Here is a 313-nt window from a genome sequence, read left to right on the forward strand (position 1 = left end):
CTTGGCCGGGTTGATGTCGATGGCGATGATGCGCGAGGCCTTGGCCTTCACCGCACCGATCACCGCCGACAGGCCGATGCCGCCGAGGCCGAAGATGGCCACGGTGTCACCCGGCTTGACCTTGGCGGTGTTGAGCACGGCACCGATACCGGTAGTCACGCCGCAGCCCAGCAGGCAGACCTTTTCCAGAGGGGCTTCTTTCTGGATCTTGGCCACCGAGATTTCCGGCAACACCGTGTACTCGGAGAAGGTCGAGGTGCCCATGTAGTGGAACAGTTGCTGGCCTTTGTAGGAGAAGCGCGTGGTGCCGTCC

Annotated in this window: 1 pseudogene; it reads right to left on the reverse strand. The window is 62.9% G+C overall.

Annotated elements, in window-relative coordinates:
* Positions 1-313 (reverse strand): annotated as a pseudogene (locus tag QWI17_RS15200) (S-(hydroxymethyl)glutathione dehydrogenase); the annotation flags it as partial.

This window comes from Gilvimarinus gilvus (assembly GCF_030518155.1).
In the GTDB taxonomy this organism is placed as follows: Bacteria; Pseudomonadota; Gammaproteobacteria; order Pseudomonadales; family Cellvibrionaceae; genus Gilvimarinus; species Gilvimarinus gilvus.